This window comes from Oribacterium sp. oral taxon 078 str. F0263 (genome assembly GCF_000469565.1).
In the GTDB taxonomy this organism is placed as follows: Bacteria; Bacillota; Clostridia; order Lachnospirales; family Lachnospiraceae; genus Oribacterium.
Window position 1 is genome coordinate 1 of sequence record NZ_KI273093.1, and the last position, 15154, is coordinate 15154.

Genomic DNA, 15154 nt, shown 5'->3' on the forward strand with positions numbered 1-15154 from the left:
CGAATTGGGGGAGCATGTCGAGAGGCGCGAAGCGGCGGAGACATGCGGAAGTAAAAAAAAGAGCTGTGATCTGTGACGTGCTCGCACGGGAGAGGAGGAGAGACCTTCCGAAGTATAAAAATGCCTGCACGGCGAAGACATGCGGAAGTATAAAAAAGAGCTGTAGAGCGCACTGCAATATAGAGTGTACCGCAATATATAGAAAGAGGGGAGAGCAATGGCTGAGAGAAAGAGCGGAACGGAGATTCCGCACAACACGGAGAGACCGATTCTCGTCACCGGGCATCGGAATCCGGACACAGATTCCATCTGCGCTGCGATCGCCTATGCCAGACTGAAAAACAAGCTGAGCGGGAGCGGGCGCTACATTCCGTGCAGGGCGGGGAGCCCCAACGCGGAGACAAGCTTTGTCCTCAGTTATTTTAAGGCAGAGAGCCCGCGCCTCATAAAATCCGTCCGGACACAGGTCAGCGATATCGAATACCGGAAGACGCCGGGGGTCTCAAAGAATATGTCCTTAAAGAGGGCCTGGAACACGATGAGCGAGGGCGGCGTCGTGACGCTTCCCGCGGTGACGGAGAAGGATATCCTGGAGGGACTCATCACGGTCGGGGACATCGCGAAGTCCTATATGAATGTCTATGACTCGAGCATCATATCAAAGGCGCACACGCAGTACCGGAATATCCGGGAGACGCTGGAGGCGACGCTCATCACCGGGGATGAGGAGAGATACTGCCGGGAGGGGAAGGTCCTCATCGCCGCCGCGAATCCGGAGATGATGAAGCATTACATCGAAAAGCACGATATCGTCATCCTCGGAAACCGGGCGGAGAATCAGCTCTCCGCTTTGGACAACGGCGCGGACTGCATCATCATCTGCGAGGGCGCGAATGTCTCCCCGACGATCAAGAGCCTCGCGGAGCAAAACGGGATGATCATCATGGTGACGAGCTTTGACGCCTATACGGCATCCCGCCTCATAAACCAGTCGATCCCCATCAGCTATTTCATGAAGACGGAGGGGCTGATCACCTTTGAGGAGGAGGACTATATCGATGACATCCGGGAGATTATGGCGAGCAAGCGCCACCGCGATTTCCCGATTCTCGGGAAGAACGGGCGCTATCTCGGTATGATTTCCCGGAGGAACCTTCTCGGAAACCACGGGAAGCAGATCATCATGGTGGACCACAACGAGGCGGGGCAGGCCGTGGAGGGGATCGAGAGCGCCGACATTCTGGAGATCATCGATCACCACCGGCTGGGGACGATCCAAACGCTGGCCCCGGTCTACTTCCGGAATCAGCCGCTCGGCTGCACAAGCACCATCATCTATCAGATGTATCAGGAGAACCGGGTCGAGGTAGATCAGCAGACGGCGGGACTTCTTATGTCCGCGATCATCTCCGACACCCTCCTCTTCCGCTCACCGACCTGTACACCATTGGACGAAAAGGTGGGGAGGGAGCTCGCAAAGATCGCCGGAGTCGAGATTGAAAAATACGCGCTGGAGATGTTTTCCGCGGGATCCGATCTGAAGGGGAAGACGGATAAGGAGATTTTCTATCAGGATTTCAAGCATTTCAGCGCGGGAAAGCTCAGCTTCGGTGTGAGCCAGGTCACTTCCCTGAATGAGCAGGAGCTGAAGGAGCTTGAGCCGAGACTTCTTCGCTTCATGCGGGAGGCGATGCAGCAGGAGGGGCTCGACATGAGCTTTGTCATGCTGACCAATATCCTGGACCAGGATACGAGGCTTCTCGCGGTCGGAAACGGAGCGGAGCAGCTTGTGGAGAATGCCTTCGGACTGAGCCCGGAAAAGGCGGACAGCGGAGCAGACGGCGCAAGCTCCGTCCTTCTCCGAGGCGTGGTCTCCCGGAAGAAGCAGCTGATTCCTCCTCTCACGCTCTTTGCGGAGCAGCTGTAAAAGCTGCCGCTTTTTTCCTGTTTTCCGGCTGTGAACGGGAGCATCCCAAATCCCCTTTCTCTGAGCCGGAGGTGAGATCCCCTTGGCGGAGAAGCTTGGCGGACGGGAGCATCCCGAGTCCTCTCTATCTGCGCTGGAAGTTGATTTTCCATCAGCGGGGAAGTTTGTGGGACAGGAGCGGCCCGAGTCCCCTTTCGCCGAGCCGGAGGTGAGCTCCCTTCGGCGGAGAAGCTTGGCGGACGAAAGCGTCCCGAGTACCCCTTTTGCTGAGGGCGGGAGTCCAGGCCCTCCGCCTGTGATTTTCCGGACGGCGGACAGCGCCGCGAACGGTCTGTGAGGTAAAAATGAGAAATTTGACGATGATCGGGATGCCGTCCAGCGGGAAGAGCGTAATCGGAGTGCTCCTTGCCAAGCGGCTTGGGATGAGCTTCCTGGACCTGGACCTTCTGATCCAGGAGCGGAGCGGGAAGCTTCTCAGACAGCTCATAGAGGAACACGGAAGGGAGGGCTTTCTTCGGATCGAGGAGGGCTATGCCTCTGCGCTCTCCGTCCGGAACACCGTGATCTCCCCGGGGGGATCGATCTGCTATGAGAGAGAGGCGATGCGGCATCTTCGGGAGATCTCCACGATCATTTATCTGGATATCAGCTATCCGGAGATGGAGAGGCGGATCGGGGACATCACGGCGCGCGGCGTCGCGATTCCCGAGGGATATACGCTTTTGGACCTCTATCGGGAGAGGGCGGCGCTCTATGAGAAGGACGCGGATATCCGGATCGATGAGGAGGGGCTTAGTCCCGAGGAGACGGCGGAGAGGATCATAGAGCTCCTCGGTAAGAGAGGATAGGGAGGAGAAGAGATGGAGCGCCTTGTGATCGGAATTCTGGCCCCGGTGGACGCCGGAAAGACCAGCCTCTCGGAGGCGCTTCTCTATCGGGGCGGCCTGCTGCGCTCCCCAGGAAGAGTGGATCACCGGGACAGCTACCTTGACACGGAGAGGCTTGAGAGGGAGCGGGGCATCACGATTTTCTCAAAGCAGGCGGTGTTTTCCCTCGGGGAGAAGACGATCACGCTTCTCGATACACCGGGGCACGCGGATTTCTCCGCGGAGATGGAGCGGGCGCTCTCCGTCCTGGACTATGCGATTCTCCTTATAAGCGGGACGGATGGTGTACAGGGCTACACAAAGACGCTCTTTCGACTTTTGGAGAGCCGGGGCATCCCCTGCTTTTTTTTCGTAAATAAAATGGACCGTCCCGGGACGGACAGGGCGAAGCGCCTCGCGGAGCTCCGGGAGAGCTTTGGCTCTGAGATTCTGGACTTCTCCTCCGCTCTTTCGGAAGGGGAAGGGGAGCTCATGCCGGAGCCTGCGGATTTCCCATCCCTTCCGCCGGAGCTTCTCGAAAGCCTCTCTCTCACAGAGGAGAGCACCATGGAGGAATACCTCTCCTCCGGGAAGCTTTCCCTGTCTCGAATACAGGAGCTCTTTCAAAAGAGGCAGTTCTTTCCGCTTTTCTTTGGCTCTGCGCTTAAGATGGAGGGAATCTCCCCTCTTCTCCTTGGGATTTTTTTTCTGATGAAGGCGCCCTCCTTCCCCGCTTCCCGCGGACTTTCTGCCAGGGTTTTTAAGATCTCCCGGGATGAGAAGGGGAGGAGACTCAGCTTTTTGAAGCTTCGGAGCGGGAAAATTCAAAAAAGGCAGGAGCTTCTTCCGGGAGAAAAGATCACCGGGATCCGGCTCTACAGCGGGGCGGGCTATGAGGAGCTCTCGGAGGCGGAGCCCGGCATGCTGGTTGCGCTCACCGGGATCCGGAGCCTTTACGCGGGGCAGAGCATCGGGGAAGAGGGGGAGGAGAGCAGAAGCTCCTCCGGCGCAGTCCTGGAGTACAGTCTTTACCCGGCGGAGGGAGGGGAGGAGGAGATCCGGGAGCTGTATCGAAGGATCCGGGAGCTCTCGGAGGAATTTCCGGAGCTTCACTTAAGCTATGACTCCGAGATCCCCGAGATCCGCCTTCGCCTGATGGGCGAGGTCCAGACCGAGATTCTGGGAGAGCTGATCCGGGAGCGCTTCGGCACGGAGGTGCGCTTTGGGGAGGGCCGGATCCTCTACCGAGAGACGATCGGAAGGATCGCGGAGGGGGTCGGGCATTTCGAGCCGCTCCGCCATTATGCGGAGGTGCATCTTCTTTTGGAGCCCCTGCCCCGCGGCTCCGGGACAAAGCTCCGGACGCTCTGCCCTTTGGATACTCTCTCCGGGGAGAAGCAGCGGCAGATCCTGGAGCTTCTCTCTTCGGAGGAGTTTCCCGGCGTGCTGGGGGGCTTTCCCATCACAGACCTAAGGATCAGCCTGCTCAGCGGAAAGGCCAGCGAAAAGCATACGGATGGGGGAGATTTCCGGGAGGCGGCGATCCGAGCTCTCCGGCAGGGGCTTCGCAGGGCGGAATCTCTGCTTCTCGAACCCTGGTATCGATATAGGATGGAGCTTCCCCCGGAGTCCCTGGGGAGAGCGATGACAGAGCTTTCAAAGAGGGGACTTGAGCCGGCCTCTCCGGAGATCCGCGGGGAAAGCGCCTTCCTTTCCGGAGAGGGGCCGCTCTCCCCGCTTTTTTCCTATGAGCGGGAGTTTCGGGAGATGTCCCGCGGGAGGGGGAAGCTTTCCATGGACTTTCTCGGCTACCGAAGCTGTCCGGGAGAGAGGGAGCTTCTCTCCGAATGGGGCTATGATCCGGATTCGGATCTCCGCTACCCTTCCTCCTCCGTTTTCTGCCTGCATGGGAGCAGCCGCATCATCCCCTGGGATCAGGTGGAGAAATATATGCATCTTCCGCCCTATCTCGAAAGGAAGAGGGGAGAGGAGGAGAGCGGAGAAGGAGACGGGACGCGGAGAGATCCAGAAGAGGGCTTTCGGAAGGCGGGGCATTATATCGGGGATCAGGAGCTGGAGGAAATCTTCGTCCGGACCTACGGGCCGGTCCGGGACCGCGCCGCAGAGGCGGAGGCCGCGGGGAAGAGGATGAGCTTTGAGAAAACGCGGGCGGAGAATCTGAGAAGAGAGAGGGAGAAACGGGAGGAGCGGGAAAAGAAGGATGCCCCGGAGAGAGGAGAGGAAGCTCTCATCGTGGACGGCTATAATATGATCTATGCCTTTCCCGCTCTCCGGAAGATCGCAGAGGAGAATCTGGACAGCGCGAGGGAAAAGCTTCTGGAGCGCCTCTCCAATTATAGGGCCTACAGCGGAAAGAATGTGATCCTGGTCTTTGATGCCTACCGGCTGGAGCGTCATCCCGTAGAGACGGCGCTTCGCTCCGGGGTCCGCGTCGTATTTACAAAGGAGGCGCAGACGGCGGACCGGTACATCGAGGAGCTCAGCCGCCGTCTTTCGGAGGAGGGAGGGAGAGTGGAGGTCGCGAGCGGGGACCGGCTCGTCCAGCTCATCGCCTGGTCCGGAAGAGGAGTCAGCATCCTCTCCGCCGCAGATCTTGAGAGAGAGCTTGAGAGGGTTGAGGAGGAGATCCGGAGGGAGCATCTCCGCTTTGACTCCGCGCCGAGAGGGAGCCTCAGCGGAAGAGGCATACTGCCGGATGAGAAATCATGAAAAGCGGGGCGCTGCTCCGCTTTTTTTAAAGAAAAGAAGTGCTTCAGCTTGTCTGTCGCCCGGCGATCGGCTTTTTCAAGATCGTTTCTCTGCCGCTTTTCCGCAGTTGGGGCGAGGGCGTTCTTTGTTCTATCCGCCTCTCTGTTTTGACCGTTTATCTTTTAAAAAGTAAACGTATGTTTGTGAAAATTTTACCTATCGTTGATATTTTGGTAAAAGATGATATGATAAATTATGAGAATTATTTCAAAACGGAATATAGAGCAGAGAAAAATAGGCAATATATCATAAAAATAGGATGGAAGATAGGGGAAAAGAAAAAATCAAAGAATCCAGCTGTGTGATCCTCGCGGGGGGAAAAAGCCGCCGCATGGGCTCTCCGAAGTCGGAGCTTCGCATCGGTTCTCTCAGCTTTTTGGACAAGCTGGTCTATGAATTCAGCAGCTTTCCGGAGCTTCTTATCTCGGTGGACAGGAGAGAGAGGCATCCGGACATGCCTTATCCCATGGTAGAAGATCTCTATCCGGACTGCGGCCCGCTGGGGGGGCTCTGCAGTGCATTGAGGAGCTGCCGCTTTCCGCTCCTCTTCGTACTTCCCTGCGATGTCCCGCTTTTCTCCGAAGAGCTTGCGGCCTGTCTTCTTCGGGAGATGACGGAGGACGCGGACTGTGTGATCTCCGAGACGGAGGATGGGAGGCTGCATCCCTTCTGCGCTGTCTACCGGAGCTCCTGCCTCCCCGTGCTGGAGGAAGCAATCTCCCGGGGAGAGCTGAAGATGCTCCGCTGTCTCGAGAAGCTCAGGACGAAGATCTTCCGGGCGGGGAGAGAATCCTGGCGCTATCGGAATATCAATACGCCGGCGGATTATGCCTCTCTCTCCGGCCGAGGGAGAAGTGTCCTCGCGGTCTCCGCTTACAAGAATTCCGGAAAGACCGCTCTGATCGAGCGCCTGATCCCGGAGCTTTCGAGGAGGGGAATCCGCGTGATGACGGTGAAGCACGACGGACATTGCTATGAGCCGGATATCCCGGGAAAGGACAGTTACCGCTTTTTTCAGGCGGGAGCGGAGGCCTCTTTGATCTTTGATTCTGAAAAATATTCTCTCAGCCGAAGAGGGGAGCTGAGCGCCGCGGAGCTCTTCCAGATCTCAGAGGGGGTGGACCTCATCCTCCTGGAGGGCTTTAAGTGGACGGATTACCCGAAGATCGAGGTGCTCCGGAGGGAGACAGGAAAGGGAGCGATCGAGGGGCTCAGCCGAAGGCTTGCCTATGTGACGGACTGGGCGAGAGAGGAGCTTCCTCTTCGGGGAGAGGAGGTATTTGGGATGAATGAGATCTCCGCGATCGCCGATTTCATCGAGGCGGAGTATCGGAGTCATCATCTGGAAGAAAGTGAGCTTTATCTATGATACAAACGGTGCGTGAGGCATGGGAGCTTTGGGAGAGGCTCGATGCCGCAGTGCAGAGTGAGGAGGTCCCTCTGGAGGAGGCCTTCGGGCGGGTGCTCGCGGAGGACGTCATCGCGGGGCGGGATGTACCCGCCTTTCGGAGGAGCCCCTACGACGGCTATGCGCTTTCCTCAGAGGACAGCCGGGGAGCAAGCCGGGAAAATCCCGCCGTACTTCTCGTCAATGAGGAGGTCCCGGCGGGCAGTGTCCCAAGCCTCCCCATCCGGCCCGGTACAGCGACGAGGGTGATGACCGGCGCGATGCTTCCGGAGGGTGCGGACTGTGTCGTGAAGTATGAGCTTACGGAGTTTACGGAGAGGGAGCTTAGGATTTTTTCTCCGCTTTCCCCGGGGAATATCGTGGAAATCGGGGAGGATGTCCAAAGGGGTGAGAGGATTCTCGAAGCGGGGAAGCGGATCTTTGGCGGAGGGGCCGCCCTCGCCGCGGGACAGGGGCTCCGAAGTCTCCGGGTCTTCCGAAGACCGGTCGTCGGAATTCTGGGCACGGGGGATGAGCTCTGCGAGAGGGAGGAGGAGCTCTGCGAGGGAAAGATCCTGAGCACAAATGGCTATCTTCTCTCCGACTGCCTTCGCTTCTTCCCGATCCTCCCGAGGGATTTCGGCATAGTGCGAGACAGCGCGGAGAAGATCGCGGAAAGGATCGAGGAGGCCCTGAAGGACTGCGATCTCCTTCTCACAACGGGAGGGGTCTGTACAGGAGACTATGACTGCCTACCGGAGGCCATGGAAAGGCTCTCTGCGGAGATTTTCTTCCACGGGCTTCCCTTTAAGCCCGGGGGAGCGCTGCTCTGCGGCAGGGCCCTGGGGAAGCCGGTTTTCTGCCTCTCCGGAAATCCCGGCTCCGCGGCGACGGCCCTTCTCTACGTCTGTGCGCCGTACCTTAGGAAGCTCTGCGGTCTCTCCGAGATTTCCTTCCGAGAGGGCTATGCCAGGATGAGTGAGGATTTTCCGAAGCCGAGCAGGAGAACCCGGATCCTGAAGGGAAGGCTTTCTCTCTCGGAGGATCTATGCTTTGAGCCCCTCTCAAATCAGAGAAACGGCGCCGTCTCTTCCATGGAGGGCTTCGATCTCCTGGCGGAGATTCCGGCCGGTACGCCTCCGCTCCGGGCGGGGGACAGGGTGAAGATCTATCAGATCCGAGGGGGATGAGGCAGCTGAGCCCGTCACAGGGCCCGGGAGCGGAGCGGGGGAGCTTCAGGAGAGTCCCTCTGCCCCGGTATCCCGCGGAATGCACGAAGTTTCAGGAGGAAGAATGAGATGAATTTGTCAGGAAAAGGAGCAGGGAGTCATGCCTGTGCTCCGCAGCAGCGAGGGATGACAGGGGGAAAGGTCATGCCGCCGCGATTTAGAACAGGGAGGAGAGAATGAGTAAGTTATATCTGGCGGACCCGAACAGTTATGATGTGAAAATCAGCAAGATCAAGCGGCATTTCTCTCACAAGGTGGAGGTTTATCCGCCGGGAAGCTGCCCGCTCACCGTGCAGCTTTCCTTCCTCCGGACTGCTGCGGGACAGACCTGCGGGAAGTGTGTGCCCTGTCGGGACGGCCTTCCGCTTGTCGCAAGGCTTTTGCAGAAGGTAATCAACGGCGATGCCACGCAGCAGACGCTTGACAATATTAAGATGATGGCGATGATGATCCGGGAGTCCTCGGACTGCGCGATCGGCTGGAATGCCGCGGATGAGGTGCTGAAGGGGCTGGAGCTTTTCGCGGACGAATATCAGAGCCATATCCGCTTTCATAAGTGCGATGAGTCGGTCGCGCAGAAGGTGCCCTGCATCGCGCTCTGCCCGGCGCACGTCGATATCCCGGCTTACATCGCGCTCATCGCGGAGGAGGACTACGCGGGCTCCATCAACATGATCCGGAAGGATAATCCCTTCCCCACGGCCTGCGGCATGGTCTGTGAGCATCCCTGCGAGGAGAGCTGCCGGAGGAAGATGCTGGAGTCCCCGATCAATATCCGCGGCTTAAAGAAGTATGCGGTGGATCAGATGAGGGCGGATCAGGTGAGGACGCCGAAGCCGAACCCTTCAACCGGAAAAAGGATCGCCATCATCGGAGGAGGACCGGCCGGGATGACCTGTGCCTACTTCCTCGCGCTCATGGGACATAAGGCGGTGGTCTATGAGATCCACGACAAGCTCGGAGGGATGCTCCGCTACGGAATCCCGAATTACCGCTTCCCGAAGGACCGCCTGGACGAGGACCTGAACGCGATCCTCGGGGCGGGAGACATCGAGGTCATTTACGAGACGAATGTGGGAAAGGATATCCCCATCCGGAAGGTCCGTGACGAGTACGATGCAATGTTCGTCGCGATTGGTGCGCAGAGCGGAAAGACGCTCCGCATTCCGGGCGTCGACGCGTCCAATGTCTACTCCGCCGTCGAGATGCTGGATGAGATCGGAAACGGCCGTCTCCCGGACTATACGGGAAAGAAGGTCATCGTGATCGGAGGAGGAAACGTCGCGATGGACGCCGCGCGCTCCGCGATCCGCTGCGGGGCGGCGGAGGTCAGCTGCATCTACCGGAGAAGGCAGAAGGATATGACCGCGCTGGAAAGCGAAGTGGAGTCTGCGATCATGGAGGGCGTCATGCTGGTGACGCTGCAGTCCCCGGTGGAGATCACGAAGCACGAGGACGGGAGCTGCAGCGGACTGAGCACGCAGCCGCAGATGGTATCCACCTATTCCGGAGATCGGCCGGGAACCACCGCCGCGAACAAGGAGCAGCAGCATTTTGAGGCGGATGTGATCCTGATCGCCGTGGGGCAGGACATCGTCTCCGGGCCCTTTGAGGACTTCGGCATGAAGGCGGACCGCAGGGTATTTTGCGCGGGGCTGGACACCTCTGTGGAGGGAATGCCCGGCGTTTACGTCGGCGGAGACTGCGCGACAGGGCCCTCGACGGTGATCCGCGCGATCGCGGCGGGAAAGGTGGCGGCTCACAATATCGATGAGTATCTCGGATACCATCATAAGCTCCATTGCGAGGCAGAGGCCCCGGAGCCCAGAGAAAATATCCGGACGCTTCTCGGAAGGACGGAGGTCGGGGAGAGACCGGCTTTCCTCCGGAAAAAGGATTTTCTGCATGTGGAGGAGGAGATGACGCACGAGGAGGCCATGCAGGAATGCAGCCGCTGTCTCCGCTGCGATCATTTCGGCTGCGGCGCGATGGAAGGAGGAAGAGATCTATGATAAAGCTGACGATTGATGGGAAGCAATTCGAAGCCGATGGGAATAAGACGATCCTGAATGTGTGCAGGGAGAATGGAATCGAGATCCCCACGCTCTGCTATCTGGAGAAGATCAATGAGATCGGCTCCTGCCGCCTCTGCGTCGTGGAGGTGGAGGGGCTGGAGAAGCTGGTGACGGCCTGCAACACCAAGGTGAAGGAGGGCATGGAGGTCCGAACGAATACCGAGCGGGTCCGGCGGGCCAGAGAGAATACGCTTCATCTTCTGATGGCGGAGCACAAGACAAACTGCTTTAAGTGTCTGAAAAACGGCGCCTGCGAGCTGCAGTACCAGGCCAGGATGCACGGCGTGGATGTCCCGAACTTCCAGCCGTCCCACTACGATGTGCAGCACGCACCCTTCGACGCGCATCCCTTCCTCTCCTACGATCCGGGGCTCTGCATCCAGTGCCAGCGCTGCATCAGCACCTGCGCGAAGGCGACGGGGAGGCACGCTCTCTCCCTGGAGAGAAATGCGGCGAGGGTCTATGTGAAGGTTCCCTTCGGGGACAACTGGAAGGACACGGACTGTGAGGGCTGCGGCAACTGCGCCCAGGCCTGTCCGACGGGAGCGATCACGATCAAGCGGAGAAAGGACTACAGGGAGTGGGAGATCAAGAAGGTTCTCACCACCTGTCCGCACTGCGGAACGGGCTGCCAGATGGAGCTCTATGTCAAGAACGGAAAGATCGTGGACGTCATGGGGGCGAACGGGCCCTCCAACCAGGGGCTCCTCTGCGTCAAGGGGCGGAGCGGCTCCATTGACTTCGTGGACCATCCGGACAGAATCCGCTATCCTCTGATCAAGAACAAGGAGAGCGGAGAGTTTGAGAGGGCGAGCTGGGAGGAAGCTCTGGATCTCGTCGCCTCGAAGTTCAATGCGATCAAGGAAAATTACGGAGGGGAGGCGCTCGCGGGATTTGCCTGCTCCAGATCGACCAACGAGGACATCTACATGCTCCAGAAGATGGTTCGAGCTGCGTTTCAGAGCAATAATACCGACAACTGCGCCCGAGTGTGACATGCGCCTACTGTTGCCGGGTTGGCAACCACGTTAGGCTCTGGCGCAATGACCAATACCATTGCGGACATCACACAGGATTCCGAGGTGATCATGCTGGTGGGCTCGAACCCCGAGCATGCGCATCCGGTCATCGGCATGCAGATCCGTCAGGCTGTGCAGCGGGGAGCGAAGCTCATCGTCGTGGACCCCAGGGACATCGATCTCAGCAGACAGGCAGACATCCATCTGAAGCTCCGCCCGGGCACAAACATCGCGTTTGCGAACGGCATGATGCACATTTTCATCGAAGAGGATCTGATCGATCACGAGTTCATTGAAAAGAGAACGGAGCATTTTGAGGAAATCAAAAAGGTCGTCGCGGAGTATACGCCGGAAAGGGTGGCGGAGATCTGCAGGATCGATCCCGACAAGCTGAGAGAGGCCGCGAGACTCTACGCGAAGGCGAAGACCGCCCCGGTCATCTACTGTCTGGGCGTGACAGAGCACCACACAGGGACGCACGGCGTCATCTCCCTCTCCAACATGGTCATGATGGTGGGGAAATTCGGAAAGAGGGGCTGCGGCCTGAATCCGCTCAGAGGACAGAACAATGTCCAGGGGGCCTGCGATATGGGCGCGGATCCGAAGCAGTTCCCGGGCTACCAGAATCTGGACATTCCCGAGGTCATGGATAAGTTCGAAAAGGCCTGGGGAACGAAGCTGAATCATGAGATCGGAACGAAGGCGACGGAGTGCTTCGGGAAGATGACGACGGGGGAGATCCGGGGACTCTTCATCTTCGGGGAGGACCCCATGCGGACCGACCCGAACACAAGACATGTCCTGCGGGCGCTCAGCTCTCTGGACTTCCTCGTAGTGGATGAGCTTTTCATGACGGAGACCGCAAAGCTCGCAGACGTCATCTTGCCGGGCCGCTCCTATGCGGAGAAGGAGGGAACCTTCACCAATACGGAGCGCCGGGTGCAGCGGGTGAGAAAGGCGGTCGAGATTGAAGGAGAGACCCGGGAGGATACCTGGATTTTCACAGAGATCATGAACCGCATGGGCTATCCGCAGCCGCATCTCACGGCCGCGGAGATCATGGATGAAATCGCATCGGTTACGCCGAACTTCGCGGGGATCAGCCATGAGAGGCTGGACAGCACGGAGGTCGCAGGCAGAGGCCTGCAGTGGCCCTGCCGCTCGAAGGACAAGCCGGGCACGGAGATCATGCATGTCGGAAAGTTCGCGCGGGGTCTCGGCTGCTTTATCCCGACGCGGCATGTCCCGTCCATGGAACTGCCGGATGAGGACTATCCGATCATCATGATGACCGGCCGTATCCTCTACCACTACAATGCCTGTGCGATGACGGACAAGGTGGAAGGTCTTAATGAAATGGCGCCGGATTCCTTTATCGAGCTCAACACAGAGGATGCGGAAAAGCTCGAGGTCCGGGACGGGGATATGGTGAATGTCTCCTCCCGAAGGGGAAAGATCCAGGCGAGGGCCGTGGTCTCGGAGAAGACCAATCCCGGTGAGTGCTGGATGCCCTTCCACTATATCGGAGGAGCCAACTGGCTCACAAGCGATGCGCTGGATTCCATCTCCAAGACGCCGGAGTACAAGGTCTGCACCGTCAAGGTGGAGAAGATCCCGGAGAGCGATTATATGAGGGAGATGAGCTGTGTATGAGGACGGCATAGGAAGGGAGGCGCTCTGCTTTGACGGGGAGCGCTTCCAAAGACGGGAGAGGCAGCTTGCGGCGGAGCTCCCCTGCCGCTTCTACCTGGACGGGGAGCTCCTGTCGAGCTTCTCCTGCTCCCCCTGGCAGCTTTCGGATCTGGCCCTGGGAGAGCTCCGTATCCGCGGCCTGATCCGAAGCGCCTCTGAGCTTTCGGAGCTTATCGCGGACGAGGAGAAGATGGAAATCCATGCGCGGCTTCGCCCCCGGGATAGATGCAGAGGGGAGGAGCTCTCCGGAGAGGAGAGAATGCGCGGGAGAGAGGAGCGCATCTTGGTTCCGATCCGGTCGGTGCAGAAGCTCTCCCGTCTCTTCAACGAGGCCTCCCGGAAATTTCACAGGACGGGGGGGATTCACGCCGCTGCCCTCGCAGACTTTGAACGGCTCCTCCTCTTTCGGGAGGATGTCGGGAGACGAAACGCGATGGAGAAGCTTCTCGGGGCCTGTCTCAAGGAGGAGCCGGATCTATCGGGGAAGCTGATCCTTTTCAGCGGGAGAATCGCCGCGGAGATCCTGGAGGGGGCGTCCCTCATCGGCTCCCCGGTCCTGATCGCCGTCTCTGCCCCGAGCTCCATGGCGGTGGAGCTTGCGGAGAAGCGGGGGATGACCCTGATCGGCTTTGCGAGAGGAGAGGAATTCAATATCTATACCCATCCGGAAAGGATCGAGGGGACCATGCTCTCTTCCGGCCTGAATTGAGGGAGGAGGGAGAAGCATCGGATGGGAAAAGCAGGGACCATGCTCCTCCCGGCTTGGGTTGAGGGGGGGGAGAAAAGGGGAGGGGAATCCGATGCATTCCCCTCCCCTTTCCGGCCTTTTGCCAGAAAATCCTATCCCTTTTCTGTGAAAGTTTTCCGATTTCCAAAAGCTTTTTTCTGCTTTATAATGATTTGAGTTCATACCGGAATGGGATTTTGACGAAAAAGGGAGGAAAATCTATGAAAAAAAGAGTGCTGAACGCGGCGCTTGCCGCGCTGCTTGCTCTGTCTCTCGGCGCCTGCGGAGGATCCGCAAAGCAGGAGACGAAGGCGGGAGGAGAGAAGCAGGAGACAAAGGCCGCGTCCGAAAAGGGAGAAAGCGCGGAATCAAAGGCGGACGGCTCTTCTTCGCAGGCCACTGAAAGCGCTTCCAGTACGGATTACCAGGTCAATGAGAAGGCCGCAGCGGATCCGAAGGTCAAGCTTGTGATGGCAGAGGTCAATCCGCTGGACACCATCGTGGGGAGGACGGATCAGAAGTTCAAGGAGGCCGTGGAGAGCATCTCCGGCGGCTCCATCTCGATAGATCTTCAGGCCTCCGGCGTACTCGGCTCCGAGAATGATGTCCTGGATTCCGTTCTCGCGGGAGGGGACAGCATCGATATCTCGAGGATCTCCGCCTTTGCGCTCACAAGCTATGGCGGGGAGAAGTCGAAGCTCCTCTCAGTGCCCTTTACCTTTGAATCGAGGGAGCACTTCTGGAAGTTTGCGCAGTCGGATCTTGCGAAGGAGTTCCTGGAGGAGCCGAAGGAGAAGGGGCTCCCGATCCGCGGACTTTTCTACGGGGAGGAGGGCTTCCGCCACTTCTTCACGAAGGAGCCCGCCGTCGAGGTGAAGGATTTAAAGGGCAGAAAGCTCCGCGTCTCCAATGATCCGATCATGACCGGAATGGTACAGGGCTTCGGCGCGAATCCGACTGTTGTCCCCTTCAACGAGCTCTACTCCGCCCTCCAGACCGGCGTCGTGGACGGTGCGGAGCAGCCGATGGCGAACTACCTTTCGAACGCCTTCCCGGAGGTCGCCCCGAACCTCGTCCTGGACGGTCATACCCTCGGCGTCATAGAGATCGTGATCTCCGATAAGGGTTGGGCCAAGCTCACGGAGAATCAGCAGAAGGTCCTGGAGGAAGCCGGAAGGATCGCCGGCGACTACGACAGGGAGATCGCGGAGCAGGCGGAGAAGGAGGTTCTCACAAAGATCAAGTCCTCCGGTGTCAATGTGGTCGAGGTGACGGATAAGGCTCCCTGGAAGGACGCCTGCAAGAAGGTCATCGAGGACAGCACGAAGTCTCAGGCGGAGCTCTATCAGAAGATTTTGGATTACGCATCCTGATTTCGGAAAGACCGCTTTAAGGCTGCCGCTTAAGCGGCAGCCTTAAAGCACCGCAAGCCGTCCGTATTCCCACGCCGCTCGCCCGGCAGA

General features: G+C 58.7%; 10 protein-coding genes. All 10 read left to right on the forward strand.

The window, feature by feature from the left end; translation table 11 throughout:
- The first annotated feature begins 217 nt into the window (after nucleotides 1-217).
- The 10 genes from HMPREF1986_RS02535 to HMPREF1986_RS02580 all read left to right on the forward strand — a co-directional run bounded on the left by HMPREF1986_RS02535 (nucleotide 218) and on the right by HMPREF1986_RS02580 (nucleotide 15064).
- The gene (locus HMPREF1986_RS02535; RefSeq protein ID WP_021773180.1) at nucleotides 218-1927 is read left to right on the forward strand and encodes a putative manganese-dependent inorganic diphosphatase; all 1710 of its coding nucleotides are present in this window, start codon (nucleotides 218-220) and stop codon (nucleotides 1925-1927) included.
- A 344-nt stretch (nucleotides 1928-2271) separates the two neighbouring features.
- Nucleotides 2272-2775, forward strand: a complete 504-nt coding sequence (locus HMPREF1986_RS02545; protein WP_021773182.1) for a shikimate kinase — start codon at nucleotides 2272-2274, stop codon at nucleotides 2773-2775.
- 12 nt (nucleotides 2776-2787) lie between these two features.
- Nucleotides 2788-5523, forward strand: coding sequence for a translation factor GTPase family protein (locus HMPREF1986_RS02550; protein ID WP_021773183.1), 2736 nt, complete (start codon nucleotides 2788-2790; stop codon nucleotides 5521-5523).
- 38 nt (nucleotides 5524-5561) lie between these two features.
- A complete protein-coding gene (locus HMPREF1986_RS13075; protein ID WP_021773184.1) occupies nucleotides 5562-5867 on the forward strand; it encodes a hypothetical protein in 306 nt (101 codons plus the stop codon).
- The gene (gene mobB / locus HMPREF1986_RS02555; protein ID WP_036598958.1) at nucleotides 5822-6931 is read left to right on the forward strand and encodes a molybdopterin-guanine dinucleotide biosynthesis protein B; all 1110 of its coding nucleotides are present in this window, start codon (nucleotides 5822-5824) and stop codon (nucleotides 6929-6931) included. The genes HMPREF1986_RS13075 and mobB overlap by 46 nt, the downstream gene beginning before the upstream one ends.
- Nucleotides 6928-8139 (forward strand): molybdopterin molybdotransferase MoeA, encoded by a 1212-nt coding sequence (locus HMPREF1986_RS02560; RefSeq protein WP_021773186.1) that lies wholly within the window; start codon nucleotides 6928-6930, stop codon nucleotides 8137-8139. Before mobB ends, HMPREF1986_RS02560 begins: the two co-directional genes overlap by 4 nt.
- A gap of 215 nt (nucleotides 8140-8354) precedes the next feature.
- Nucleotides 8355-10190, forward strand: coding sequence for an NAD(P)-binding protein (locus tag HMPREF1986_RS02565; RefSeq protein ID WP_021773187.1), 1836 nt, complete (start codon nucleotides 8355-8357; stop codon nucleotides 10188-10190).
- Nucleotides 10187-12925, forward strand: coding sequence for a formate dehydrogenase subunit alpha (gene fdhF / locus HMPREF1986_RS02570; protein ID WP_081688423.1), 2739 nt, complete (start codon nucleotides 10187-10189; stop codon nucleotides 12923-12925). Before HMPREF1986_RS02565 ends, fdhF begins: the two co-directional genes overlap by 4 nt.
- Complete coding sequence (gene fdhD / locus HMPREF1986_RS12470; protein WP_021773190.1) at nucleotides 12918-13673, forward strand: formate dehydrogenase accessory sulfurtransferase FdhD; 756 nt, start codon at nucleotides 12918-12920, stop codon at nucleotides 13671-13673. The genes fdhF and fdhD overlap by 8 nt, the downstream gene beginning before the upstream one ends.
- A gap of 239 nt (nucleotides 13674-13912) precedes the next feature.
- Entirely contained in the window at nucleotides 13913-15064 is a 1152-nt protein-coding gene (locus HMPREF1986_RS02580; RefSeq protein WP_021773192.1) for a TRAP transporter substrate-binding protein, read from the forward strand.
- The last annotated feature ends 90 nt before the right edge of the window (nucleotides 15065-15154 follow it).